General features: G+C 64.6%; 20 protein-coding genes. 11 read left to right on the top strand and 9 right to left on the bottom strand.

Annotation, left to right across the window (positions count from 1 at the left end; all coding sequences use genetic code 11):
- Positions 1-43: 43 nt before the first annotated feature.
- Together CKO27_RS19220 and CKO27_RS19215 are read right to left on the bottom strand one after the other, a co-directional pair.
- Positions 44-403, bottom strand: a complete 360-nt coding sequence (locus CKO27_RS19220) for a hypothetical protein (protein ID WP_200376537.1) — start codon at positions 401-403, stop codon at positions 44-46.
- Positions 404-423: 20 nt separating this feature from the next.
- Positions 424-798 carry a helix-turn-helix domain-containing protein gene (locus tag CKO27_RS19215; protein WP_242471003.1) on the bottom strand — a complete coding sequence of 125 codons (375 nt, stop codon included), beginning with the start codon at positions 796-798 and terminating at the stop codon, positions 424-426.
- A gap of 300 nt (positions 799-1,098) precedes the next feature.
- Between CKO27_RS19215 and CKO27_RS19210 the strand changes: the two genes are divergently transcribed.
- From CKO27_RS19210 to CKO27_RS19175, 8 genes are all read left to right on the top strand, one after another.
- Entirely contained in the window at positions 1,099-1,830 is a 732-nt protein-coding gene (locus CKO27_RS19210) for a phytochelatin synthase family protein (protein WP_200376536.1), read from the top strand.
- Positions 1,831-2,052: 222 nt separating this feature from the next.
- Complete coding sequence (locus CKO27_RS19205) at positions 2,053-2,757, top strand: DUF1845 domain-containing protein (protein WP_200376535.1); 705 nt, start codon at positions 2,053-2,055, stop codon at positions 2,755-2,757.
- 170 nt (positions 2,758-2,927) lie between these two features.
- Complete coding sequence (locus CKO27_RS19200) at positions 2,928-3,548, top strand: STY4526/YPO1902 family pathogenicity island replication protein (protein WP_200376534.1); 621 nt, start codon at positions 2,928-2,930, stop codon at positions 3,546-3,548.
- 6 nt (positions 3,549-3,554) lie between these two features.
- Entirely contained in the window at positions 3,555-4,232 is a 678-nt protein-coding gene (locus CKO27_RS19195) for a M23 family metallopeptidase (RefSeq protein WP_200376533.1), read from the top strand.
- Positions 4,229-5,284 carry a conjugal transfer protein TraF gene (locus CKO27_RS19190; RefSeq protein WP_200376532.1) on the top strand — a complete coding sequence of 352 codons (1,056 nt, stop codon included), beginning with the start codon at positions 4,229-4,231 and terminating at the stop codon, positions 5,282-5,284. The genes CKO27_RS19195 and CKO27_RS19190 overlap by 4 nt, the downstream gene beginning before the upstream one ends.
- Positions 5,281-6,756, top strand: coding sequence for a conjugal transfer protein TraH (locus tag CKO27_RS19185; RefSeq protein ID WP_242471002.1), 1,476 nt, complete (start codon positions 5,281-5,283; stop codon positions 6,754-6,756). The genes CKO27_RS19190 and CKO27_RS19185 overlap by 4 nt, the downstream gene beginning before the upstream one ends.
- Positions 6,757-6,867: 111 nt before the next feature.
- A complete protein-coding gene (locus CKO27_RS19180) occupies positions 6,868-10,671 on the top strand; it encodes a conjugal transfer protein TraG N-terminal domain-containing protein (RefSeq protein ID WP_200376531.1) in 3,804 nt (1,267 codons plus the stop codon).
- Between the two features lie 115 nt (positions 10,672-10,786).
- On the top strand, positions 10,787-11,059 hold the full coding sequence (locus CKO27_RS19175; protein WP_242471001.1) for a hypothetical protein: 273 nt from the start codon (positions 10,787-10,789) through the stop codon (positions 11,057-11,059).
- A gap of 401 nt (positions 11,060-11,460) precedes the next feature.
- On the opposite strand, the gene CKO27_RS19170 is transcribed toward CKO27_RS19175, so the two are convergent.
- From CKO27_RS19170 to CKO27_RS19140, 6 genes are all read right to left on the bottom strand, one after another.
- Positions 11,461-13,995 (bottom strand): polynucleotide kinase-phosphatase, encoded by a 2,535-nt coding sequence (locus CKO27_RS19170; protein ID WP_200376530.1) that lies wholly within the window; start codon positions 13,993-13,995, stop codon positions 11,461-11,463.
- Positions 13,992-15,425 (bottom strand): 3' terminal RNA ribose 2'-O-methyltransferase Hen1, encoded by a 1,434-nt coding sequence (locus CKO27_RS19165; RefSeq protein ID WP_200376529.1) that lies wholly within the window; start codon positions 15,423-15,425, stop codon positions 13,992-13,994. Before CKO27_RS19165 ends, CKO27_RS19170 begins: the two co-directional genes overlap by 4 nt.
- A 400-nt stretch (positions 15,426-15,825) precedes the next feature.
- Positions 15,826-18,276, bottom strand: a complete 2,451-nt coding sequence (locus tag CKO27_RS19160) for a DUF262 domain-containing protein (protein WP_200376528.1) — start codon at positions 18,274-18,276, stop codon at positions 15,826-15,828.
- A complete protein-coding gene (locus tag CKO27_RS19155) occupies positions 18,273-20,063 on the bottom strand; it encodes a DUF262 domain-containing protein (RefSeq protein WP_200376527.1) in 1,791 nt (596 codons plus the stop codon). Before CKO27_RS19155 ends, CKO27_RS19160 begins: the two co-directional genes overlap by 4 nt.
- Before the next feature lie 525 nt (positions 20,064-20,588).
- Positions 20,589-21,374 carry a PP2C family protein-serine/threonine phosphatase gene (locus CKO27_RS19145; RefSeq protein WP_200376525.1) on the bottom strand — a complete coding sequence of 262 codons (786 nt, stop codon included), beginning with the start codon at positions 21,372-21,374 and terminating at the stop codon, positions 20,589-20,591.
- Positions 21,371-21,700, bottom strand: a complete 330-nt coding sequence (locus tag CKO27_RS19140) for a hypothetical protein (RefSeq protein WP_200376524.1) — start codon at positions 21,698-21,700, stop codon at positions 21,371-21,373. Before CKO27_RS19140 ends, CKO27_RS19145 begins: the two co-directional genes overlap by 4 nt.
- Positions 21,701-21,807: 107 nt before the next feature.
- On the opposite strand from CKO27_RS19140, the gene CKO27_RS19135 reads away from it, so the two are divergent.
- From CKO27_RS19135 to CKO27_RS19125, 3 genes are read left to right on the top strand one after another with little or no spacing between them, the layout of a single operon-like run.
- Positions 21,808-22,740, top strand: coding sequence for an arginase family protein (locus tag CKO27_RS19135; protein WP_200376523.1), 933 nt, complete (start codon positions 21,808-21,810; stop codon positions 22,738-22,740).
- Between the two features lie 28 nt (positions 22,741-22,768).
- Complete coding sequence (locus CKO27_RS19130; protein ID WP_200376522.1) at positions 22,769-23,134, top strand: cyclic-phosphate processing receiver domain-containing protein; 366 nt, start codon at positions 22,769-22,771, stop codon at positions 23,132-23,134.
- A 34-nt stretch (positions 23,135-23,168) separates the two neighbouring features.
- A complete protein-coding gene (locus CKO27_RS19125; protein ID WP_200376521.1) occupies positions 23,169-23,678 on the top strand; it encodes a hypothetical protein in 510 nt (169 codons plus the stop codon).
- Between the two features lie 272 nt (positions 23,679-23,950).
- Here CKO27_RS19125 and CKO27_RS19120 read toward each other — a convergent pair whose 3' ends face one another.
- The gene (locus CKO27_RS19120; protein WP_200376520.1) at positions 23,951-24,427 is read right to left on the bottom strand and encodes a DIP1984 family protein; all 477 of its coding nucleotides are present in this window, start codon (positions 24,425-24,427) and stop codon (positions 23,951-23,953) included.
- Positions 24,428-24,712: the final 285 nt, after the last annotated feature.

Here is a 24,712-nt window from a genome sequence, read left to right as displayed (position 1 = left end):
CGAGTGGACAGGAGGATCATGGTCTTCACACCACCCAGGCGATTCAGTCGGCACCACCGAGCGCGGCGCAGACGGCGTCGATGGCGGCCGGCAGGAGCCGCCCCACGCGCTCGGCCTCCGCCAGATCGCCAGCGTCGAGCGCCGCTTTCAACGCCCGCAGCCGCGCTTCGAGCCGCGGCGTCGCCACCTGCCGAGCGACGCCGATCGCGCCATGCACCGCCTCGAGGCAGGCGGTGGTCTCAAGGCCGTAGCGCGTCACGTCGAGCAGCCGCCCACCGCGCGCCGGGTCATCCAGCAGGTCAAGCAGACCGATCAACATCCGGTCACGGACGTCGGCGCGCCCGCCGGCGCGGGCGAGGGCCAGGTCCGGGTCGTAGATGGCCTTGGGCTCCGCGGTGGTCATGACGAACCTCCTCCTCTGGATCAGTCGTCGACGAGGCCGAGCTCGCGACACAACCGATAGATCCGGATCGGCGTGTCGACACCCAGGAGTGTCTTGATCTCCGCGATCTTCTTGTCGACGTGCTTCTTGGTGATCGGCAGCGTCGCGGCGATCTCGGCGGGGGAATGCCCCTCGAGCAGCAGACGCAGCACGTTGCCGCGACGCCCGGCCAGCAGCTGCGCGCGGATTTCGGCCTCGGCGTCGGCGCCGGCGATGTGCAGGTCAAGCCGCGCCTGGAGCATTGGCTCCACAGAGCGCCCGCCCAGGGCGACGGTGCGCACCGCCCGCCACAACTCCTCCGGCAAGACCCCTTTGCCCAGGTACCCCGCCGCCCCGGCATCCAGACAGGCGCGCAAGAGGCTCCGGCGGGTCGCGCCGTGCGTCTCGCTCCGTCAGGACGACGTCACGGCGTGGATCGCCGCCCCCCGTCGAATGGCAAAAATCCGCGTTCATTGGATGGATTAAGTCTCTCGTTTGTGGGCTTGCGATCAGGATAGCGAGACCGGCCAGTCCGACAAGGCGTCAAAGACGCCAATGTCACTGAACGACCGAAGGAGGCGTCAAAGACGCCTGTTCAAGGAAACCCCGCGTCGCTAGGCTGAAATGCAGACATCCATGCTGGTGCGCCGGGACCACGGCATACGGAGGCACGTCCCATGAACGATCCGATCGCTCCGCCCGCTGAGCCAACCGAGCGTACACCCCGTCGCGGGTGGGGACTCGCGCTGGTCCTGTCGCTGACGCTGCTGGGCGGCCTCGGTTGGTATGGCCAAAGCCGCGTCGCGCCGCACCCGGAGCGTTTCGCATCCGGGGTGTCGACCGAGGGTCCGGCCTGGGTGGCGCTTCAGCAAACCCCGCTGGCTCGGGATTTCCTGCGGGACTTCCGGACGCAGGAGCTGTGGTCCTCGTGCGGCCCGGCGAGCCTGCGCAACGTCCTCGCCTCGCTGGACCGACCGGTCGCGCGCGAGCGCGACCTCTTTCGGGGCGACACGCTGGCGTGGCTGCGGATGGCGGGGACGGGCCTGACGCTCGACGAGTTGGCGGCGCTGGCGGAAGCGACGGGGATCGGGCCGGTGCGGGTGCGGCGCGATCTGACGGAGCCGGCTTTTCGCGACCTGCTGCGCTCCCTAAGCACCCCCGGACGCCGGCTGATCGTGAACTTCGATCGGAAACCGATCCACGGCCTGTCGCTCGGCCATTTCTCGCCCATCGGCGGCTACGACCCGGCGAGCGATCGGGTACTGCTGCTCGACGTTACGCCGGGATTCGGCCGGCCGCTCGTTCCGACCGCCCTGCTGGCGGCGGCCATGCGCACTAGGGATCCGGCGAGCGGGCGTCCCCGGGGGCTGATCCAGATCGATGCCGAGGCTCGGCGCCTGACGGAGTAGGACGGCGGCCTGACCGACGCCCGCAAGGCGCTTGACCCCGGAAAACCGTATCCCCGCGGAGGGACCGTTAATCGATTGCAAGGCCCTGTCGTCACGTCAAAAATCGCTTTCGACTCGATCGCCGCATGGCGACCTGGAGCGGGCGTGGACGGAGGCGTCTCAGGCGTGTCCGTCCCGGCTCGACGGCCGGCCCTTATCGCACAACTCGGACGGATCTTCACGATGTCGACGGACGAAACGCCATTGGATACCGCTCGGAGCGCGCCCGCGCTTGTCTCCTCGCGCGCCCGGTCGCCCTATCGCCACAGCCGTCCGGTTTTCGACCTGAGGCTGCGGATTCAGAGCGAATACGCCCGCCGGCTGCTGCGCGATCGCGAATTTCGCCCGGCGGTGCATGCCCTCTACGGCATCGAGGTGATCCTGCACCTGGTTGGCGACGACGACGAGGCCGAGCGGGTCGAAACCCTGATCCGCGCGCGGCTCGAAGGACTGGCCGACGAGCTTCAGCGCGAGATCGCCCGTCTGCGGGTTCTGCTGGCCGACCGTGGCCTGGACAAGACCTGCCCGCGCTACACCCATCCGATCACCGCGACCGTCCATGTGGCCTCGCCGGCCATCGCCCTCTACGCCAACCTCATCCAGGAGCTCGATCGGTTCTTGATGGGGCTCGACACCCTTTGGCTCTCCGGCCTGCTGCCGAGCAAGGAGCGCCTGGCGGTCGCCCTCCGGTGGCGCCACCGCATCGGCGGGGCGGGGCAGGAGTTCATCGGGCTGCACCGGCGCGCCTATGCGGCCGCCGAGCGGCGCGGTCAGCGCGCGGCGGTCGATGAGGCCGCGCGCGAACTGGTGTCGGTTCCCGAGGAGGAGGAGGGGCTGGAGACGGAGGCCAGCGACGAGGATCCGGCTCCCGGCGAGGAACGCGTTTGAACGATGGGGTCACCCATCCGGCGCACGCCCGAGCGGCCCCGGCCGGCGCGCGCCATCCGATGGTCGCCCGCGACGTCCGGCGGGAGAGACCGGGCGTTACCGGGGGCGTTCGAGACCGCTCGCGGCGTTGGCCGTCGAGACCTCATGGCACGAATGGAGATCAGGTTCCTATGAGCAAACCCTGTCCCGCGGATGTCATTCTGCAGTTCGTCGTCGAGCAGATTCACGAAGGCCATTTCGAGCGCGTCCTGGCGCTGGGATTCGGTTGGGAACAGATCCGCTTTCTCGAAGCGCTGCCCAGTCGCGATCTGCATTACCTCTTCAACGTCGCGGAGCATTTCATCGCGCTGCGCATCGACATCGATCAGGCGCAGTCGCGGATCGCGATCCAGCGCGTGGCCGAGCAGCAGCGACTGCGCGAGACCCAGCAGGCACTGCTGCGCGCCGGCGCGCCGCGTCAGCTGATGATCGAGATCTATGGCTGGAACGCGACCTACTACTGCGCGCAGCGCAAGTTCCTCGGGCTCGCGGACGACCTGCCCAAGGGCGGACGTCCGCGTACGCCAACCCCGGAGGAAGAAGATCGGATCCTGCGTGACTGGGATCGGTCCGCCGATCGGTCCTCGGGAGAGCGCTATCTAGAGACCGCGCGCCGCGCGCAGGTCACGGTCCGGCAGGTCTGCCAGGCGCTCGAGCGGCACGCGCGGGCGGCCGAACCGACGTACCTGCCGCACCGCTCGCCGCCGGGGACGGCGCTCGCCGCGCGGTCAGCGGGCGGCGACGCGTGCTAGCGCCGCATGCCGGGTGCCACCGCCTCGCGGCGTCGGTTGATCCTGCGGGCGGCGCTGGCGGTCGGTATCGCCGGGGCGTCGCCGACGCTCGCGACGGTCCATGCGGCCGGGCCGGGGGTCGATCCGCCGGCGCCGCCGCGGATTCGACTCGTCACGCGCGATCGGGACACCGCGGTCAGGGCCATCCGCCTCATTCGGGCCGAACCGGCGCCGGCGCGATCGGCGGTTGCGTCGACGGCGCCCGCCGGCTGGCTGTGGCCCGTCCGGGGCCGGCTGACCTCGGGCTATGGATGGCGTTGGCATCCCATCACCCAGGATCGACGCTTCCATGCGGGGATCGATCTGGCGGCACCGCCCGGCACGCCCGTGCGTGCCGTCGCCGCGGGTCGGGTGCGAAGCGCCGGTTGGGCCGGTGGCTACGGCCACCTCGTCGAGCTGGAGCATGGCGCGGGCTGGACGACGCGCTATGGCCATCTCCAACGCGCGCTCGTGGCGCCCGAGCGAGTCGTCGAGGCGGGCGAGATCCTCGCCCTGGTGGGCTCGACGGGACGTTCCACCGGAGCGCATCTGCATTTCGAGATCCGTCGTCACGGGCGGCCAATCGATCCGTTGACGCGCCTGGCCGCGAGCTCCGGACAGCCCTTGGCGCGGCGTCGACCCGTGCCCGATGGAGCCGACGGATGAGCCCCAGGTACGGCGCGCTCGGCTGGACGACCAGGCGTGTGCCGCCTAGCACCATCGGTGGGCTCGCACTCCTGCTGCTGGGCAGCCTCATGCGCCCGGCGACAGCGGCCGAAGTGGCGCGGTTCTACGAGCGGGGCGCCGAGGGCTGGTTCTGGTATGCCCCGGAGCCGCTGGAGGTTCCAGCGCCCGCAACGCAACCAGAGCCAGAGCCAGAGCCGCCGCCCGCGGTGACCGAGACGGCGGAGCCGGCGACCCAGGACAGCGCCGCGCAACCGCAACCGCCCGAGCCCGCTCCGCTCTCGGCCGCCTGGTTGCGCGCCAATCTGGAGCGCTATCAGCGGCAGGCCATCGACGATCCGAGTCCGACCAAGGTGGCGCTCTATCTCTATTTGCAGCGCCTCGCGCTCGACAAGGCGTCGCGCTTCACCGAGGTCTATCAGCGCGTGGTCCAGAGCGATCCCTATCTCGACGAGACGACCCGCCGGCCGGTGGGCAATTACGCCAATCTTCTCAACCGTGTCGCCGGCCAGCAGCGCGCGGCGGCGTTGAAGGCGCTCTCCGACGCGGCGGGACTCTGGTTTTTCTACCGCGCGGATTGTCCCTACTGCGCGGCCCAGGCCCCGGTTCTGCGCTTGCTGAGCGCGCAGACCGGCTTGCGCGTACAGGCGATCGCCCTTGATGGCCGAGCGCTGCCGAACGGGCTGTTCGCGGACTATCGCCGAGACCTGGGACAGGCCGCCCGACTCGGCGTCGTCTCCACCCCGGCCCTGTTCCTGGTCCGTCCGCCCGACGGGATCGTGCCGATCGCCCAGGGGCTTGTGTCCCTGAGCGATCTGGAGCAGCGGCTGCTGCGTGCCGCCCATGAGGCCGGTTGGATCGATGAGGCGGCCTATGCGCGCACCCGGCCCATCGTCGCCGAGCTGAGTCTCGACTGGGGTTCGGAGGCGCCGCTCGGCGTGTCCGAGGATCCGGACACCTTTCTGGAGTGGCTGCGCGCCCGCGTGGCGGGCGAGGGGCTTTCGGCTTCGCCCGCACCCGGACCATCCGAATGAGATTCGCTATGTGCTCCCATGTCCGTTATCGCCATTCCCGTCTGGCTACGCGTGTGCTCTTGATCCCGGTGAGTCTCTGTCTCTGGGCGAACACGGTCCACGCCGACCTCGATGACGAGATGGAGGCGATGTTCGGCACCCTGGTCAACGTCACCGCGCCAACCGCGCACCTGGGACAGCGGCGCGGGGTGCTGTCGGCCGGGTCGGTGGTGTCGCGCAACCGCATCGTCGACGCCCATCCGGTCTCCTTCGTCCCGCCGTCGTTCGAGGCCGGCTGCGGCGGGATCGATCTGTTCGGCGGCTCCTTCTCCTTCATCAACGTCGAACAGTTCACCAACCTGCTGCGGTCGATTGCCTCCAATGCCGCCGGCTATGCCTTCCAGTTGGCGCTGACCACCATGGCCCCCTCTGCCGCCGAGATCATCGAGCAGTTGCAGAAGAAGGTCGCCCAGATCAATGCCCTCTCGGCCAACTCCTGTCAGCTCGCCCAGGGCCTCGTCAACGACACCGCCTCGGCGCTGACCGGCAAGCGGGTGGGGGAGGCGAGCCTCATGGCCGATCTCTATGAGCTGGGCGATGTCTTCGAGAACCGCTCGACCGTCACGGGCAAAGGACCGCTGGAGAGCGTCTATGAGCAGGTCCCGGCGGCGGCCGCCGAGCAGTTCGAGGGGAACCTGGTGTGGAAGGCCCTCACTGACAGTGAGGTCGAGGGCTGGTACAGCCACGGTGACCAGGCGCTGCTGGAGGCCCTCATGAGTCTCACCGGCAGCCTCGTCGTCGGCTCGGCCGAGGGCGGGCTGCAGGAGGCGCCCGACGGCGGCGTGAACCTGCCGACCGCCTTCCTGCCGCCGACCCTGACGGTGAGCGATCTCCTCTACGGGAGCGGGGAAGGGGAGACCCAGCGCGTCGTGGTCTGGCGCTGTGCCTCGCGCTCGGAATGTCGCGAGCCGACCCAGGCCGAGATCGAACTCGAAGGGCTGATCCCGCGTGTGCGTGCCCTCCTGGTCGGGGATCCCTCTCGGGTCGGGCTGATCGACAAATTCCGCCTCGGCGTCGAGGAACTGAGCGCCGAGGAGAAGGGTTTCATGGAGCACGCCCCGCTCGGACTCGGCGGCGGTCTGCGCACCCTGGCGCGTCTGGAGCCCGGCATGGCCCAGGGCTTCGCCGACCGCGCCGTGCCCATGCTCGCGGTGGAGATGCTCCAGACCCTGGTGCGCGACCTGCTGAGCAGCGTGCGGCTGGCGACCGGGAGCCTCCAGCACACCCACACCACTCAACTGCTCCAGCATCTGGATGCGGTCCGTGAGGACATCTGGACCGAGTCCAGCGCCTTGGCGCAGCGCTATGGCAATCCCAACGAGCTGCTGGAGACCTACCGCAACCTGCTCGCCCAGTACAAGGCGCCGAGCTACCTGGATCTGACCCAGGCGGCGCCGGGCGAGGCGGCGGTCGAGACGGACGCCGCGCCCTGAGTCGCGGCCGGCGCGCCGCGAGCGGGCTTTCGCCCGGCCGTCGTCCCGCGTCCGCCCCATCGGCACGGTATCCCCATTTCGTCCACCTCAACCCTTGGGAGGCGCTCCGGTATGTGGACCATCTATTCCATCGGTGACCCCGCGTTCCTGGAGCAGGTGCTCAACGCCGTCGCCATGCTCTTCGGCGCCGACAGCTTCACGCGCTTCGTCGGCATCGGTTTTCTGCTCGGAACCCTGATCATCGCCTTTCAGGGGCTGCTCCAGGGCGCGCAAAGCATCCGCTTTCAGGGCCTGCTGGTGTCCTTCGTGCTCTATTCGCTGCTGTTCGTACCCAAGGTCTCGGTGACGATCGAAGGGGCCTATTCGGGCTCGGCGCGGGTGGTCGACAACGTGCCCCTGGGGCCGGCGGTGGTGGGCTCGGCGGTGTCCAATCTGGGCTACGGGCTCACCCGGCTGTTCGAGCAGGCGTTTCAGACACCCTCCATGACCGAGCACGGCTTCGCCGATGCCCTGCAGGTGATGGCGACGGTGCGCAAGACGGCCTTGTCGCGCCTGACGACGGGGCAGGCCAACAGCCCGACCGCCGGGGCCGATGTCGAGCAGTCCTGGCGCAACTATGTCGCCGACTGCGTGCTCTATGCGGTCGACCGGCGCATCAATGGCACGACCATGGACACGGTGCTGCAGGCGACGACCCTGGACGCCGCCTTGCAGACGCCAATCGTCACCGGCACCACCAAGCTGATCCTCGCCGAGACGCCCGAGGAGCTGACCTGTGTCGACGCCTACGGGCGCCTCTCGGCCTACACCACGGCGGCCTTCCTGCCCAAGTTCAAGCAGGCGGTGGCCGCCAAGCTCGGGATCGACAGCGGCTCGGTCGACAGCCGGGTGCGTGCGGCGCTGACGACACTGGCTCAGGACACGGTCGAGGCCCAGCAGTACATGGTGATGACAGCGATCCTGCCGATGCTCGAGCGCGGGGTAATCCAGCACTACAACGACATCGGTCAATGGAATGCCGCCTTGCAGACCAGCCAGGCGATTCAGCAGCGCAACGGCCAGTGGGCGACCGAGCCGTCGCTGTTCGGGCGCATCATGCGCCCCATGATGACCTTCTTCGAGGGCTTCATCTTCGCCATCGGTCCCTTCATGGCCTTTGCCGTGGCCTTGGGACCCATCGGCATCGCCATGGTCGGGCGCTATCTGATCTTCGGCCTGTGGATCCAGCTCTGGCTGCCGATCCTGGCGATCACCAACCTTTATCTGATCCTGGCGGCGCAGCGCGCGTTCGAGGCCCTGTCGGATCAGGCCGGGGTGATCCTGCCGTCCTTTCGTGCCCTCTACGAGAGCGATCTGCTGCTGCAGGACTATTTGGCTACCGGCGGGATGCTGGTCGCCTCGACCCCGGCGATCAGTCTGATGCTGATCTACGGCAGCGCCATCACCGCCACCCACCTGGCCGGTCGGTTGCAGAGCGGGGATCACGTCAACGAGCGGCTCACCTCGCCCGATGTCCTCCAGCCGCAGGCGGCCGGGACGGTGGGGCCGCTGCTCCAGCGCACCGCGCTCGGTGGTACGGTGGCCCCAGGAGCGGCGGGGCTGCTGTGGTCGTTCAACCTCGGACAGTCGGCGCAGACGACGCTGCGCTCGGCCGAGCAGAGTGCCGAGCAGGCGCAGGAGAGCTTCAGCTCTTCGCTCAGTCAGGCGCTGGCGAGTTCGGCGGCGGCCAATCATCAGACCAGTTTGCAGTACGCGCTCGGGCAGCGGTTGGACGCCTCGTACAGTCGGGCGGATGCGGTGGTTTTGAGCACGGCGGAAGAACTGTCCCGAAGCTTCAAGAATTCGAATCTGAGTAAGGATGAGTACGGGACGTTACTGAGCGCGGCGCTGAAAGTGGGAGCGCGAACGCCGCCAGCGGTCAAGTCGCTGGGAGCCGAGTTGGCTGGGCGACTTCAGCAGGAATACAACGTCACGGATGCCCAGGCCAGCGAGATCGGAATGGCGATCGCGCAGCGGGTCTCGACCGATCATCGCCTGCAGGCGAGCTTTTCGGAAGGGTTGGCGTATGACCTTTCCCACGGCCACGCGGAGACGTACACCAACGGATTAAGCCGGACGGAATCGGCGCAACTCGGCCGCCAGGCCCAGGATGTCCTGAGCACCTCGAGCACGGTCGAACGTGCGGCGCAGTTCGCACACCAGTACGGGACCAGCGGGAGCTTCGGTGCGGTCGAGACGTCTGGTCTGCTTCTGGCCCATCCGGCACTCCATGAACGCCTGGAGCAAACCCTCGATCGCTTCGGGCTCGCGGGCGATACGGCCCACCAGGCGGATGCCCTCATGGCTGGTGGCGTGGTGGGCGACCGTCAGCAAGCCCGTGCCATGGCCGGCATGGGGCTGCTACTGGGGTTCTACGGCGGGGCACGCGCCGATACGATGAACACCGAGGAGAGACGGCAGGCGGAAGCCGCGGCCCAAGGGATCTACGCGGAGCTGGTGGGCGTGCGCCCCCCTGAGACCCTCGCGCCCGAGGGATCGTTCGGGCTTACGACGCCAGCGCCCGGCTTCGGTGGAGCACGGACCCGCGTCCTCGCCGCTGGACTGTACGACCCTGGGGAGGAGGTCACGAGCGGACTCGCCACGCAGCGGGTCGCGGCCGACGGCACCCTCGGGACGCTCGGACAGGCTCCAGCCGCGGTCGAGTCGTTCTCCAGCGTGGGCGCGGAGGCTGTGGCGCAGCAGCACCGGGCCAGCACGAACGCCCTGCGCGCCGCTGAGCATCGGCGGCTCGGCGAGGAGATCGACGATCGGGTCTCGCTGCCGCGACCAGCCGCCGAGACCGTCCAGCGGGAGATGGGCGGAGTCTGGATCCGAGCGGCCGAGACCGGCGCCCTGGCGATGGCGGGTGCCGGGGGCGCGAGCCACCAGATCGCCGAGGCGGTCGGGGCCTTCGGGGAGACCTTGTCGACTGGGGGGAGCGTGGCCGATGCGATCGAGGCCGGTCGCGCCGCCGCGGGCAGCACGGCGGGCTGGAGCGCCGCGCGGGCCGCGATGATCGACACGCGCCTCGCGCGGATCGAGGGCTATGGTCTCACCCCGGCCCAGGTCGCGCTCTACCGCGAGGCCTCCGACTCGACCCTCTTCGCCTTCGTGCCCAGCGCCGAACAGGTCGCCGCTCGTCACGCCGTGATCGAGGAATCCGGCGCCTCGGGCGAGGCGGTCGCGGCCTTGATCGAGCGCGCCGTCGTCGGACGGGACGACACGGATCTGCGCCTCATCGGTCAGTACAACCAAAGCACGCCGCTCGCCCCCGTGGATCGGCCTCCCGCGATCGGGACGCTCGGTCCGCCGAGTGCGCCGGGTCCTTTGAGGCACCCGAGTGCGACCGACGGGCGCTTCGGGCAACTGCTCGATCTGATCGCCGTTCCGGAGTCGCACGGCAACTACAATGCCTGGTACAACCAGGTGGACCAGGACCAGGTCGATCTGTCGACCCTGACCCTGGACGAGGTCCGCGCCTTCCAGCGGCAGTTGCTCGACGCGGGCAATGGGGGCTCGGCCATCGGACGCTATCAGTTCATCCCGTCGACGTTGGAGGATCTGACCGACCGGTTGGGGCTCTCCGGGTCCGAGCGGTTCACGCCGGCCTTGCAGGACCGGCTGGCGTTGGTGCTGGCTCGGGATGCCGGCGTCAATCACTGGATGGACGGAACGCTGCCGACCGACACCTTTGCCTACAACCTGTCGAAGCTCTGGGCCGGTCTGCCGAAGGATGCGTCGAACGAGAGTTATCACCAGGGGGTCGGTGACAACGCGGCGCGGATCGATTACGCCATCGTTGTCGATCGGCTGGCGACGATTCGGGGCGGGGAGTCGGCGACCGGCCTCGCCTCGGCACCGACGAGCGCGCCGTGAGCCGCGCGGCCGGCTTGGCGTGTCCCTGGGTGCGTCGTGGTACGCCATTCGCCGTCTGGACGAGACGGCCTTCAGGCGTTGGATCGAACGTCTGTCTCGGAGCGGAGGGAAAGCGATGTTCTCGATTCGTCATTGGACGTGGTGGAATTGGCTGCTGGCGGCCATTCTGATGCCGCTGCTGGCCGGCGGTCTCGGGCTGACCATCTTCATCGGACTGGCTGTCATCGCACTCATCGCCCGGCTGCTCTTCGGTCCGGCGCCGCCGTGGGATCCTGATCTGGATGGGCCTATCATTCGTTTGATTCCAGCTGATCCGGAGACTCTTTGGAACGATGGGGATCGATTGGTCGGAAGCATGTTTGACGAGACGGAACGGCAAGACCTCTGAACTCACGCGAGCCATCTGACGAATGTCCGTGACGGCTCGCTTACGTTCAATCACCAGTCACGCATGGTGCCGGTAATGGATAGCGACATCGAGCGGCCCTGGTTTGAGGCGGACTCGGGGATCTTCGATGGCCTCATCGACGACCCAGGCGGCTTCCCGCTGCTCGACGACCGCCTGGCGCCGCGCGAGTGGCTGGCCGGATTCGCGGGGGGCCTGGGCCGAGCTGGCGACCGCTCCGCCCGCTCGTCGTTGGACGGCTGGCGTCCGCGGGTCAGCGCACAGCGGCCCATCAGGCGGTACTTTGAACGCGGCGGATCCCGCGCCAACAGGCCCGATCCTGTCGCTGGCGTGAGTGGAGTCAACGCCGATCCGCCCGGCATTGCCCCGGTCTGGATGCGGTTTCAAAGACGCGGATCCACCGGCTCGCTCTCCAGGGCCAGCACCCCAAAGACGCATTCGTGCACCCGGTAGAGCGGTTCGGCGGCGACGAAGCGTTCGAGCGCCTCCAGTCCCAGGGCATACTCGCGCAGGGCGAGCGCGCGCTTACGTCCCAGGGTACGCGGGCGCAGCCGCTCCAGGTTGGCGGGCGCGGTGTATTCCGGGCCATAGATGAGACGCAGATACTCGCGTCCCCGGCATTTGATCGCCGGTTGCACCAGCCCCCGGCGCCCGCGTACGACCCACTCCAGCGGCTTGACCACCATCCCTTCGCCGCCAGCGGCGGTGAGCTGTTCCCACCAGGCGATCAGGGCCTCCTCCGACGCGGGCTCGTCGAGATCGACCAGGCGATAGGCGGTCGGTTGGAGTAACTCCCCGTGCGCGCACAGGCGTTCCAGGGTCGCCATGTGCCAGGCGTGGTCGCAATCGCTGAAGGTGCGCCCCTCGCCCGCGAGGAGATGAAAGGGCGCCAGGCGATAGTCGGCGAGGCTGGGCGTTTCCCAGCAATAGCGCCGATAGGACTCCCCGTAAGCCGCGACCATCTGTTGGCGTTCCCGCAGGGTCGCCAGCCGATCCGCCGGCGCGCCGTTGCGGGCGACTGCCTGGGTCAGTCGGTCCACCGCGGCGGCGAGCGCGGTCCGGGCGGCGGTACCGACGGCCGCGTACTGGGTCTTGAGCAGTTCCCGCGCCTTGGCCGACCAGGGCAGTAGCTCGGCGTCGAGACAGAGCCAATCAGTTTCGAGCCCGTCCCAGAGTCCGCTCGCCTCCAGCGCCGCGCGCAGGTGCGCGAGCAGTCCCGACTCGAGCGCCGGGTCGGCGAAGAAGGGTCGGCCGGTGCGGGTGTAGAGGATGCCGTGATGGCGCCCGTCGCGCGCCTGAAACCGCCGCGCGGCGACCCCGTCGTCGCGGGTCACGATCGCCACCACGCGCGAGCCCATGTGCTTCTCCTGGCCGATGAGCCGCCGCACCCCCGCGCGCCGGTAGTCGTCCAGCCCCTCGCGCGGGTGTTCGAGGCTGTCGCCCTCCGGTCGGGTCTGGGACGGAGACATGGTGGGCGGGAGATAGATCAGCCAATGCGGATCGACGGCGAAGCGGCTCATCACCTCCAGCGCCGCGCCGGCGTTCTCCTCGCGGATCGTGATGGTCGGGAAGAGCCGGGTAGTGATGACACGCTGGCCCAGTACGTCGCCGATGTCGAGCCGATCCGGCGTCCGCTCGGGCTGGCTTGGCGTCAGGGGCTTGACCGGCGCGTAATAGACCTGGCGCGCGGCGACCGATACCCATTCCTTCTCCGGCCAGCGCAGGGCGGTGAGGCGCCCGCCGAAGACACAGCCGGTGTCGATGCCGAGGGTGCGATTGACCCATTGCGGCTCCAGGACCGGGGTGTGCCCGTAGACCACATGGGCGCGCCCGCGATAGGCCGCCGCCCAGTCCCAGCGCACCGGCAGGCCGAAGGCGTCGGTCTCCCCGGTGGTCTCGCCGTAGAGGGCGAAGGCGCGGACCTTTCCCGATCCGCGCCCCTGGTATTCCTCGGCCAACCCGGCGTGGGCCACGACCAGATCGCCCCCGTCGAGCACATAGTGACTGACCAGCCCGTCGATCCAGGCGCGCACCTCGGCGCGAAAGGGCGCCGGCTCCCGTTCGAGCTGGGCGATGGACTCCGCCAGTCCATGCCCGATCCGCACCGGGCGGCCATCCAGCCACTTCATCAGCTTGGCCTCGTGATTGCCGGGCACGCACAACGCCTCGCCCGCCGCCGTCATCGCCATCACCAGACGCAGCACCGCCGGAATCTTGGGGCCACGGTCGACGAGGTCGCCTAAGAAGACCGCCTGGCGGCCCGCGGGATGCCGGGCGGTCGGCTGGTCTTCGCCGCCCTCGACCACATAGCCCAGTTGGGTCAGCAGCGCGCACAGCTCCTCGAAACAGCCATGCACGTCGCCGATGAGATCGAAGGGGCCGGTCTCGCCACGGCGGTCGTTCCACAGGGGTTGGCGCTCGATGACCGCCGACTCGACCGCCTCCAGCGAATCCAGCCGATAGATGTGGCGGAAACCCTCGCGCTTGAGCGAGCGCAGGGCGCGCTGAAGCTGATCCGCCTGGCTGCGGATGACGTGCGGACCGAAGGCGCGGTCGGCACGCTCGCGGTTGCGGGCCTGGCACAGCGGCGCGGGAAGATCGAGGACAATCGCCACCGGCAGGCAGTGCCAGCGGCGCGCCAACTCCACCAGGGGTTTGCGCGCCTCGGGCTGGACGTTGGTCGCATCGATTACCGTGAGTCGACCCGCTGCCAGCCGTTTGGCGGCGATGAAATGGAGCACCTCGAAGGCGTCCCTGGTCGCGCTCTGATCGTTCTCGTCATCGCTGACCAGGGCGCGGCAGGCGTCGGAGGAGAGCACCTCGGTCGGGAGAAAATGCCGCCGGACAAAGGTCGACTTGCCGCTGCCCGACACGCCGATCAGGACGACCAGGGAGAGTTGGGGAATGGTGAGCGTCATGCGGCGGCTCCCTGACCAGCGGGGGTGTCGTGGCGGCGAAACACCGCCATCTGGGTGGGCGGCCCCTGAACGGGATGCACCTCACCGATCGGGAGGATCCGGACCGCGTAACCGTGCTGCTCGGCGACCGCCTCACACCAGTGCGCGAACTCGGCGCGGGACCATTCGAAGCGATGGTCGCGATGGCGGAAGGCACCGGCCGGCAAAGAGGCGAAAAGCGCGTTGTAGTCGCGGTTGGGCGTGGTCAGGATCAGGGTGGCCGGGCGCGCCTCGGCGAACAGCACCTGCTCGCAGGCGGCGAGCCGATTCGGTTCCAGGTGCTCGATGACCTCGACCAGGGTAATGGCGTCGAAGCCGCGAAACCGCGCATCGCGATAGAGCAGCGAACCCTGGAAGAGGTCGAATCGCTGGCGTTGGCGCTCGGGCAGATTGTCCAGATGCAGCCGCCGCGCCGCGAGACTTAGGGCACGCGGGGAGACATCGCCGCCGCCGAGGTGCGTCAGTGACGGCTCGGCGGCCAGGCGCTGGAGCAGTCGGCCGTCGCCGCAGCCGAGATCCAGCACGCGGCCCGCGCCCACTTCCCGCAGGGCGGCGAGCACCGCCTCCAGACGACACTGATTCAGGGTCAGATCCCGCTCCAGGGCGTCCTCCTCGTCGCCAGCGCTCTGCTCGTGTGCGTCCAGGGTGGGATCCTCTTCGTCAGTCAGGCGCCGCAAAGCTTCGGAGACCAGACGCGGGTCGCGGCGCAGCGCGCGCCGGGTAATTTCCTCGCGCTGCGGGTGCCCGGCGAGCCAGTCGCCGCCAGACTGGAGCAGCTTGTCGATTTCGTCCTCGCCCACCCAATAGTGCTTGGCGTCGTCCAGGACCGGGATCAGCACCGCGAGATGGGTCAGGAGATCGGCGAGTCGCAGGGTCTGGCGCAGCCGCAGCGAGAAGTAGCGGCTGTTGCCCCAGGACGGGAACTGCGGATCGAGCGCAAGCCGAGCGCAGTCGACCGCGTAGCCCAGCGGCTCGAAGAGCGCGCGCAGGAAGGGCTCGCCGCCGCGCGCCGGTACCACCGGCAACTCGGCCTCCAGCGGGATCGGGGTGTCCGCCAGGTCCGGGCGTTCTGTGCTGCGCCCCTTGAGCGCGGAGCCGAGCAGGCGGGTGATCGCCACACTCAGGAACGACGAGGCCACATAGGGACGGTCGTTGACATAGGGTTCCAGCGGCGCCTGGCTCTCGTGCCGGGCGCCGCGCCCCCGCGCGAGCGCGACCGGGTCGATCTCCAGGAGCAGCGCGGCGGTACAGCGTTCCTCGCTCGCCTCGGGATAGAAGAGGATGGCGCGGCCCTGACTCAAGTCCTTCTCGTGCCAGCGCCCGGGATGCTTGGCCAGCAGATAGCCAAGATCGGTGGCGGGACGGTGGGTGGTGGTGATGGTCAGCAGCATGAGGGCTCCGGGTCGGTGACACTAGCGTCGCGCCGTCACTCGACTACGCCCGGGCGAGCCGTTCGGGCAGGATCCGCGCCGCGGTCCCGTACAGATTGATCTGGGCAACGGCATTCAAAGCGGTGACGGCCGGATTGATCTGGACCCCGCCAGGGCACCCTGGTCCGCCGCCATCACGAGCCGCTCAGCCGCCGGATAGACCAGGGAGGAGGTGCCGACCGAGAGCCGCCGGTCGCCATCGCCGGCCGCCGACTGGGCCGCCTGCCAGACCTCCACCGGCAAGATCCTGTCGTACCAAAATCCGGCTTATTGAGTTTCCGCAATCCCCATCCCATCTCCACATTCCAGGCGAGTTCGCCAATCCGGTGGTAGGCGCCAATAGCCGTGCAACTACATGGAATTATGCGGGAACAATACCCTCAACGAAGCTGCCGCCAGACGCAGAATTGGTAAGTGGAATCGACTGCTGGCAGATGATGAGTTCTTTCAATAGTTTCGCTCCGACGAGAACACGGTCTTCCTGGTCATAAGTAATGTCGGAATTGACCACTTGCGGCACCCGCAATACGAGGTCATCACACACATTATAGCTCTTGATGATTTTCGCAAAGATATCTTGCTCGCATGCCTGGGACGGTTCCTGCAATTGAAAGCCATCATCACGGCAACTCAGGATGCGCTCGCCAGTCCTCGCAAGCTTGATCCAGCGTCCGCTAGGTGTGTAACCATCCCAGCCGTAGAAGTACGGTGCTTCCACACCCTGGTCCTGACCCTCTTTGGCTCCGCTCTCCTGAATGACCGCGGATAGGTAAGGATCTCGGTAATAGCTGTTTAGTTGCGTCTTCTCCATCATGCAGAGATCGAAACCCATGGCACCGCTCGAAGAGATATAGAGGCCGCTGTTTCCGGAACGCATACAACCGTACTTCACTAGGTAGTACCGCCAGTCGAATTGCTTTGCCGTCTCCTGCTTGGCCAGATAGTCACTGGCAATGCTGTTAAGCCTGACTTGCATCGAAGCACCCGGCGTGTTGGCAAGGGTGTCCAACAGATTTTCCAGTATTTTGCGAGTCGTATCGATGTCCTTTCTTCCCGGGTTTGTGAGCAAGGAACGCCATACCCCTGCATTTTCCGGACTGACAAACCGATATCTTCCCTGGCTGGTTTTCTGAGAATAGTCGCCACAAGCCAACAGTGCGGCGCCGATCTCCAGGTATGGTGCCTTCTCGCTTTCTATAAATATTTCACGGAAAATCTCGGTCCGTCTGCTAAAGGTTACGTCGTCCACGCTTAGATCGAAAGCCGCCAAGCAGCCGCGTAGCAGGTCATGGTCCTCAAGGCGGTGGAGGATCTCCGGCAGCCCGGCATGAGCAGAATACCGGTTGAGGAAACCCGCCTTGTCTCTTTCCTCAGCGATCTGACGCGAGTTATAGACCGCGACCTTGCCCAGATCACCGGTCCGGATGAACTCGGCGGTCTCGTTCAGTAGGGCCGGGAAATTCTCCAGGCGAATCTCGTTGTCGGAAGCGAAGATCAGATTGCGTAGGGTGCGTAGGCGCTGAGTGAAATCCTCTCGCTTGATATCGTAAGCCATCAAATATTCGAGAACGGCGAAGAGCAGCAGGGCGTGCGACAGAGTGAAGGCTCGTCTATTCCCCTCTTGCTTTCCGTATTTCGCACAGCAGTTGCCGAGGAGATCGACCTGCGAATCGAAAATCGCAACCGCACCGAGTTTGTAACCGTTTTCCGTAAAGAGACTACGGAACCAGTCGGCGATCGTCTCCGCTTCTTTATTCTTGACGAAGACGTCGTAAAGGCTATCGAAGGCGTCGAACAGGTGGCGATGAGCGTCTAAAGGTTTGTGAGCGTCTTTCCCGTAGATTCCTTCCGCCCACCCGTCAATATCCTTGCCGAAGAGGGCGGAATCGTTATCCGGTTTCAGGTGGTACCGATAGACGAAGATGTCACTGATGAAGCGGAATAGACGTAGGAATTCGTCATCAATAATGTCGTCATCACCGCGCATGCGCCACAGCAAATCTGACCACTCCTGGTCCACCTTACGAATGAATTCTTGGTAAGAACTCTCCTCGCCAGCGATTTTCCCCTCATTCGCCTCCGATATTTCTTTAAGGGTCTGCTCAAAATCCGCCTTGAAGCGTTCGAAAGGCGTGAGCGGCTTGCCTCGGGAATTCATTTTGATGTAAAGGTCATCGGTAAGGCCCATTTTTTCGAGGGATAAACTCTCGAAGCTGATGGCCGGAGCGTTTTCCGATACCAGTCGATCCCAAGCGGTCTGGCAAGCCTCATCATCGGCATCTTTGAGTAAATCGTGTATATCATCCAGCATCACCAGCATGGATTGAATCGTGGGGTCGTGCTTCCAGATCCAGGCATACCAGTGCTGGTCACCCAGCCATTCAGAGAGGCGTGTGTTGTGCGGAAAATCCGGTCGCTGGAGGACAAGTTTCTTGCAGAAATCCCGAGCGCTGTAGCGAGTTTCGTAAGTGAACCTGCCCAGGAAGTCACATTTGCTGCCAGTGATGCGGCTACGAGCCGCCAGGTACCAGTGGAGAAGGAACAGCGTGGTCAGGCGCTGCTGGCCATCGAGGGGGATCATGCACTTCTTGACCGTTCCATCTATCCGCCTGTCCTCGACTTCTCCATAGATAAAATCCAGACCCACCGATTCCCCCTTGGTCACTGCACGGCATAAAACCTCTAGGAATTTTCTGCGGATGCGCGGTACGTCCCCATCCTGTCGACCCTGTGCATAGTCACGCTGCATACGGGGTATCTCGATGTGGTCGATACCCCCCTCGCGAAAGAGATTTCTGAACGACGTGGTCATGACTGCGCCTCCTCGACTGTCCGCAGATAGTTCCCGATGCCTTCTTCCCGAGAAAGCAGCTTGTCGATGTAAGACGCTTGATCTTTCCGGCTCCAGAGGTGCATCTGTTGGCTGCCGGCATCTGTGTAGTATTTGAAGAAGACTCGCCGGGTACAGATTGGAATGAATTCACCGTTGCGGTCAAGTTTGATCACTCGTCGACGCTTCGCCTGAAAGGCGCCATTGCTGAGGGCGCTGTTGATATGGCCGGATAGCAATCCCAGGTTGGAGATGGAATGCAGGTCGTGCTTGGCGTCTTTATCGGTTAGGAATTCCATGATTGATTGAGAGAGTTGATTAAAGTCTGGCTTTTCGACTTTCTTGCGCGCCAGCAGGTCATCGATCTTACTGACGAGTTCCTGCTTACTCTTCTCCTCGGTCGGGTCGGCAAGGCGCAGTTCGGTCAGTGCGCATTTGCTGTCATCCAGCCAAGACCGCCAAGCACTCTCAGTGTTGAGGGGCTCGGGATGTTGAGCGTGGATGTGTTCCAAGGACCAGTTCTGCTTCTTGTGCGAATGAAAGGGGTAGCGTTCTGACGAATGCTTCAGCTCACGCACCGATACTACATTGAAGAGAAGCAATAGGCGCTCGCATTTTTTTGAGTCTGAGTTGTAGGAAAGCGCGTGAGCAGATGAGAAGTCTAAGTCGAGGGATTTCTCGATCTGTTCGTTCAAGAAAGCCCGAAAACTGGTCCGGGTGCACGTACTTGTACTGTTGGCTACGTCGATTAGCTTGCCAAGTTCGATGGAATCCACGGCGACGAGATACCCAACGTCGTGATAGAGCGCGCGGTCCTCAAACCATTCGCGCAGGAGTTGATAGCGTTCCAGAACGGTTTCCCAGATATCCCGCTGAGGATGCTTGTCTTTTTGGACATCAAGACTTTTGCAATCAAAAAGTCTCTTGAAATGAAGGAAGGTGTGGAATCGCTCCTCCTCTCCTTCGGTTTTGTTCGCAATCAAGTCGAAGATGAATTCGATACGTGTAGGATAGGCTGTTTCCGGCTTGTTCGTCAGGAAGGCCCAAAAAGCCTCGTCACGCAATTCCCGTTCGATCATGTCCCACTGGGTGGATATCTCGATCGGTCGATGCTCATCAGCCGAGTTGTTCCCATCCTGTCGAGCCAGCAGCAAGGCTTTGATGAGTTCGGCATTGCTGAGAGCAATACGGCCGACGTTGAGTCGTGTAAAAAGCGTAGTGGAATCCACCTCGCCAGCGTCATACCAGATAACGTGTACCAGATCCTGGAGATAGTCGAAGACTCGCGTACCTACGGATAGTGGAGTCTTGTTGACGCGCGAGGCAGCCTTTTGTAACCAATCGCCGATCAATTGGTAGGCGCTATATATGTGAAAGAAATCGATGTTGTCATTTTTCTTGATGGGATCAAGATCGCGTAGATAGCTAGTGCTGTCGGGCCGGGTCTCATAGTCAAGAGAAAATTTCAGATGAATATTCGGGTCAGTGTTTTTCAAGTAACGGTAGATCAGATAGAGGGTCGTCAGTCGCTGCTGTCCATCGATCAGTTCGAAACGATTATCATCCGATATCCATTTGATAACGATGGGCTGCAAACAATATTTCTCATACGAGTTCCTTTGACCATCGATATAGATATCATCGAGCATAGCATTGATTTCGTGCTCACCCCAGCGATACCCGCGCTGATAGGCTGGAACGAAGAAGGAACCGGAAATAACTCCTACCTTTACTAAATCTGGATTTTCATTAGGCTGAAATCTATTCATCGGGTTCTCTTTGTTCTTTGATTGCCGAAGGAAGGTTCGTTCGGCTTTTAGTTTTCTACTCGTAAGCGTGTAAGTACTTACACTCAATAATTAATGGCCTCATCTCCTTTGATCTTTCGGGAAGCGCAGCCACGCATTTTCCGGTATCGCTTGGCGACAGTTTCGACCCCGGCTCCAAAATCCCCCTAGCGGCAATACCAACCCTGGCAACAGAGCCGCGTCGCGCAATTTAGGCGAGTCATCGAGACAGACGGGCTCGACTTCCTGCGCATAGTGCCACACCTGCCGCTGGTCAGGCAGGATCAGCCAACCGAGACGGACCCCGTTGTCGCGCCATTCCCGCAGCTTCGCGTGAGCGGTTGGCCTGGGATCGATCCGCCCTGGCATCGGGATGGCCGCTTCAGGGGCAATCAATCCTGCCGGAATCGGTCGCGGCGGCACGGGTGTCGTTGACAGAGGTTGGGAGGATGATGATCCGCTGCTGGTCGTGTGTAACCCATTGGAGAAAAGGTCGTCCTCGCGGCACTAACCCCGCAACAAAATCAACGAAAAATTATCCGGCGACCCCGCCACCAGTACCGCCTCTCGGTAACGGCTCACCTGCTCCGTCACCGGCAGCTCCGCCCGATAGAACGCGGCCAGTCGCTCATCGCCCAGGGTGTCATGCACCCCGTCGGTACAGAGCAGGAAGCTCTCCCCCGGCGCCCACTCTCCTTGCTGCCAATGCACGGCAAAGTCGTCCTCCCCCTCATCGGCGATCAGCAGGTATTCCAGATCGTGATAAAGCTGCCCCACCGATTGCTCCGGGGCGATCTCGCCGCGCTCAATCATGGATTGACGATAGGTGTAATCCTTGGACACGCACTGCCAGACGCCATCGGCGCCGATGCGATACACCCGCGAATCGCCCACATTGACCACACTGAACCGGGCATCGCGCCATTGCAGCAAGGCCAGGGTGGTGGCCGCGCCATGGGTTCGCCGATCCCGTGCCAGCCGGCGGCACAACGCGGGATGTACTTGGCGGCGGATCAGCCGGGGACCGATCCAGCCGTCTTGCCACCACTCGGGCGGTGTCTGATCGGCACGCCGCAGCGCCTCCAGCACCGCGCGGCTGGCCCGATGCGGAACGGGACTGATCGCCACCCCATCGGCGACCGCGCACCGACCGCCGGATCGACTCAGGCTGCCGGCGGTGATCGGCCAATCCGGGGATTGAACGATGTCCTGCCCCACCAGCAGCGCATCCTGCTGGCTCCGCGCCACCCGTCCCCGGTGCTGGGTCAAGGCCACCTGGATCGCGTCGGTCATGGGCGATTCCGCAGGCAATAATCCCCGCTCTTCGACCAACCGGCGGGGCAGGTCGCCCCCCGCTTCGGCACGGCGGGCCGCGCCGATTGACCGGCCAGGCAGTAGGCGCCGCTGGTGGCATACCCACTCGGACAAGCACCATATTTCTCCATGGCCAGGCGAGCCTTCCGACCCGGCACACAATACTGGCTGCTGGTGGTATAGCCGCTTGGACAGGGACCGACCTTCGCCAGCGGTTGCGGGGCCAGCGGGGTGTCCGCGACACCGGCCAGCGGGAGCAGCATCAACAGACCCAACCAGGGGCGGCGAACAGATCGGAATGTCATCGGTGATCTCCTTCAGGCATGGGGTGCAGTGTGCCGGATAGATGCGACAGTCTCTGTCGCAAAAAACCGGAGAATGGGGCGGAGTCAAGACCTCATCGGAGATGACGATGCCTCAGACGCGGGTGCGGAAGACGAACGTGGTCCGTGTGTTCTATCGTGCGGAGTATGTGGTCTCCGGCTACGGCTTCGACACCACGCGCAAGGCCAAATGGCTGGCGGACTCGCTGATCGCCGCGCCGATCCCCGGTATCGAACTGGAGGAGCCGGCTTTACTCACGCGCGATCAGCTCCTCGCGGTTCACGCCCCGGATTATGTCCAGGCCATCGAGACGGGTCGGCCACGCGGTCTGGCCGAGTCGCAAGGGTTTTATTGGGATACCGGGTTGTGGCCGATGCAGTTGGCGTCCACTGGCGGGGCGGTGGCGGCGGCACTCGCGGCGCTGGAAGACGGGGTCGCCGGATCCCTGTCCAGTGGGTTCCACCATGCGGCTTATGGGTATGGCGACGGGTTTTGCACCTTCAACGGCTTGGTCATCGCGGCGTACGCCGCCCTGTCCGCCGGGGCCAGATCGGTGTTGATTCTGGATCTCGACGCGCACGGCGGGGGCGGGACGGCGTCTCTGATCGTGAACGAACCCCGGATTCGACAAATCGATGTCGCCGTTGACCGCCACGATCATTATCCGGAGACCGATCAGGCGCGGTTGGTCCTGGTCAAGGACAGTGCCGATTACCTCCCGACCATCCATGGCCTGCTCGATGAGCTGAACCGGCACGGCGACGCCTTCGACCTCTGTCTGTACAACGCGGGCATGGACCCGTGCGCACGCTGTGCCCTCGGCGGCCTAGCCGGCATCACCGACGAGATTCTGGCCGAACGCGAGCGTCTGGTGTTCGCGTGGTGTCAGGGGCGTGGGTTACCGATCGCCTTCGTCCTCGCCGGTGGCTACATTGGGCGGCGTCTCGACCAGCGCGAGTTGGTGGATCTCCACCGTCTCACCTTGTCCGCGGCGGCGCGGATCCAGGGGTTCGCCCAGTAGGACGCGCCATGGCTGGAGGAACAGCCTGATGTCAACGATGAAACGACGGCGCCTCTTTCTCGACGACGAGCGCCCGACGCCCGAGGGCTGGATCCGCGCGTTTTGGCCGGCGGAGGTCATTGCGTGGCTGGAAACGGGAACCGTGCAAGCCGTGAGCCTCGATCATGATCTCGGCGACGACGCGCGCGGGACCGGCTATGACGTGATCTGCTGGATCGAGGAAGCCGTGGCCCTGCGCGGCTTCGATCCGCCGACGATCAGCGTGCATTCAGCCAATCCCTCCGCGCGGCTCAAGATGCTGGCGGGGATTCAATCCATTGAGCGGTTGGCCGCGCGTGGCGGGCGTGGAGCCATGCCGCCATGCGCCCCCGACCGGCAGACGCCAGAACGATGACCGGCCCCGTGCCGCCACACCCTGGAAGACTGACATGCCGAAGAATTTTGTCCGCCGAACCTATGACGCCTGGATCCGCCACCATCACCATCGCTTCCGCTTTGCACCCTGGATCGCGGTGTCATGGAAGCACTGTTTCACGCTGCGGTTTGCGGGTCTGGCACCGCAATTGACGTTCCAAGTCTGCCGACGGGGAAGCGCCGAGCTTTTCATCCAGGATGAACAGGGCGTCTACTGGGATATTATCGGTGACTTCGATGTGATGGAGAAACGCCGGGCGGATGGACAGTATGTGTGTCGATGGTGCGAAGGTGGACTTGCGTATCCATCGCGCGCGGCCTTGTGGGAAGCGCATGTGTTCGAGCCGATGCTGGACTGGATCAATGCCTTAAACGCCAATCAACGGGTCTGTCTGTATGGTATCCCTGAGGTCACCTGCTGGGGCGCCAGGCTGGTCAGCGAGCATGACCTGGAAAAGCACGACTGCGTCGATTCGTTTCCGCTGCTCGCCGAGGAGGACGACGAGAGACCAGAGACGACCTGAGATCATCCAACGGATCGCCCCGGCGGGTTGGATGCCGATCTCTCACGGGCGGCATAGCCCCGGTTTGCGCGGCCATCACCCCTGACCCACCCTCATCGTCGCAACCGATCAGCACACGGTGATACACGTTAAATTGCTACCCTGTTGTCATGTCACAATGCCAGGCATGACATCTAAACGATGGGGCTTGCCCAGGCCCAAAGTTTGGGTTCAACTTCCCCAGTTGACGGGTTCGTGCTCGCCTCTGTTGCGACGACTACCGATGGTCGCGCTTAATCGACCAGATCGACGGTCCAGTTCAATTGCTGAATCCGCGTGTCCAACTCACGATAGACTTTCGAGAGCGCGTCGATCTTGCGATTGTTCTCCGCCACATCGATGGTGAAAATAAACTTGATCTCCGCGCGGCTCACGCGCTGGAAGAACTCCCCGCCGGCTGACTTGTCCTGCAAATCCGAGTAGATACCGCGTCTGAGCTTGATAATATCGCGCTCCGCCAGGGCATCGGCCAGCGTCTTGCCATCCTCGAATGGCGTCTGGACGTTGGTGCGGTTGATCCGCTGGATTAAACCCAGAAACTCCGTCGCCACCTGTTCCAGTTCCCGAATGAGGGTCTGCGGATCCTCAAACGGCTCATCGCCCTCCTGAATCTTCGCGCTCGCCGCCAGCCGGGATTTCAGCTCCCGGATACGTCGTAAACAGTCAGCTCGCAAGATCAAGGCTTCGGCTAATTTCATCGGCTCATCCATCCCCTTCGTGTGTCATCAAACCCGGTGTCCGGCGCAAAATCATGTTCGGCGATCACATGGAGCGCAAAACTGAAGTCCGTTTGGCTGCTTTTCGGCGCTCCAGCCCAATAGGCTTGTGGGCCACCAATCGCCGGATGTGGGATTAAAGCAAACTTTTACCTGGTTCCGTGAACTGAATGAACCGTCTTCCAAGAATTCCCGTTACATAACAAGAGGATGGAGGTAAAATACGCCCATTCTAGGGCTCACCCGGCAGGTGACAAGTTGCGACGTTTCATCATCACG

Origin of the sequence: Thiocystis violacea (genome assembly GCF_016583575.1) — a bacterium.
GTDB lineage: Bacteria > Pseudomonadota > Gammaproteobacteria > Chromatiales > Chromatiaceae > Thiocystis > Thiocystis violacea.
Note: the sequence above shows the minus strand (reverse complement) of the source record. Positions and strands in the feature narration are given on the sequence as shown.

Bases quoted from the DNA above. Each gene is read 5' to 3' on its own strand.
- CKO27_RS19200 (WP_200376534.1), top strand. From the start codon at position 2,928: ATGAGCAAACCCTGTCCCGCGGATGTCATTCTGCAGTTCGTCGTCGAG.
- CKO27_RS19145 (WP_200376525.1), bottom strand. From the start codon at position 21,374: ATGACCGACGCGATCCAGGTGGCCTTGACCCAGCACCGGGGACGGGTG.
- CKO27_RS19185 (WP_242471002.1), top strand. From the start codon at position 5,281: ATGAGATTCGCTATGTGCTCCCATGTCCGTTATCGCCATTCCCGTCTG.
- CKO27_RS19180 (WP_200376531.1), top strand. From the start codon at position 6,868: ATGTGGACCATCTATTCCATCGGTGACCCCGCGTTCCTGGAGCAGGTG.
- CKO27_RS19165 (WP_200376529.1), bottom strand. From the start codon at position 15,425: ATGCTGCTGACCATCACCACCACCCACCGTCCCGCCACCGATCTTGGC.
- CKO27_RS19195 (WP_200376533.1), top strand. From the start codon at position 3,555: ATGCCGGGTGCCACCGCCTCGCGGCGTCGGTTGATCCTGCGGGCGGCG.
- CKO27_RS19160 (WP_200376528.1), bottom strand. From the start codon at position 18,276: ATGACCACGTCGTTCAGAAATCTCTTTCGCGAGGGGGGTATCGACCAC.
- CKO27_RS19135 (WP_200376523.1), top strand. From the start codon at position 21,808: ATGCCTCAGACGCGGGTGCGGAAGACGAACGTGGTCCGTGTGTTCTAT.
- CKO27_RS19170 (WP_200376530.1), bottom strand. From the start codon at position 13,995: ATGACGCTCACCATTCCCCAACTCTCCCTGGTCGTCCTGATCGGCGTG.
- CKO27_RS19120 (WP_200376520.1), bottom strand. From the start codon at position 24,427: ATGGATGAGCCGATGAAATTAGCCGAAGCCTTGATCTTGCGAGCTGAC.
- CKO27_RS19125 (WP_200376521.1), top strand. From the start codon at position 23,169: ATGCCGAAGAATTTTGTCCGCCGAACCTATGACGCCTGGATCCGCCAC.
- CKO27_RS19175 (WP_242471001.1), top strand. From the start codon at position 10,787: ATGTTCTCGATTCGTCATTGGACGTGGTGGAATTGGCTGCTGGCGGCC.
- CKO27_RS19220 (WP_200376537.1), bottom strand. From the start codon at position 403: ATGACCACCGCGGAGCCCAAGGCCATCTACGACCCGGACCTGGCCCTC.
- CKO27_RS19130 (WP_200376522.1), top strand. From the start codon at position 22,769: ATGTCAACGATGAAACGACGGCGCCTCTTTCTCGACGACGAGCGCCCG.
- CKO27_RS19190 (WP_200376532.1), top strand. From the start codon at position 4,229: ATGAGCCCCAGGTACGGCGCGCTCGGCTGGACGACCAGGCGTGTGCCG.
- CKO27_RS19155 (WP_200376527.1), bottom strand. From the start codon at position 20,063: ATGAATAGATTTCAGCCTAATGAAAATCCAGATTTAGTAAAGGTAGGA.
- CKO27_RS19210 (WP_200376536.1), top strand. From the start codon at position 1,099: ATGAACGATCCGATCGCTCCGCCCGCTGAGCCAACCGAGCGTACACCC.
- CKO27_RS19205 (WP_200376535.1), top strand. From the start codon at position 2,053: ATGTCGACGGACGAAACGCCATTGGATACCGCTCGGAGCGCGCCCGCG.
- CKO27_RS19140 (WP_200376524.1), bottom strand. From the start codon at position 21,700: ATGACATTCCGATCTGTTCGCCGCCCCTGGTTGGGTCTGTTGATGCTG.